1 protein-coding gene is annotated in these 269 nt (G+C 49.4%); it reads right to left on the reverse strand.

The window, feature by feature from the left end; translation table 11 throughout:
- Positions 1-87: 87 nt before the first annotated feature.
- Positions 88-269: hypothetical protein (locus EZM41_RS13630; protein ID WP_232619125.1), on the reverse strand; the 182-nt coding region annotated here is incomplete at its 5' end.

Raw genomic sequence — 269 nt, forward strand, 5'->3', positions numbered from 1 at the left:
CAAGTCAGCTGCTCTGCCTATTGAGCTACACCGGCACCTCAAATGCGGCATGCAGATTGCCCTTGCCAAGCCGAAGACGACACGATATTAACGCCCAACCCGAAAATCGTCAACGTGCATATGACATGCGGATGTAGCATATATTTCACCGCGAATTATCAGTAGAAGCATTGACGTGGCTGGGTTGCCGGACATTCCACATTGGGCCAACTTTTCTATAAAACTCGACTTGGCGGAGATGGCAAACCACAAATCGCTCAGCCAAATAC

The sequence above is a fragment of the Acetomicrobium sp. S15 = DSM 107314 genome (assembly GCF_016125955.1).
Classification (GTDB): domain Bacteria; phylum Synergistota; class Synergistia; order Synergistales; family Thermosynergistaceae; genus Thermosynergistes; species Thermosynergistes pyruvativorans.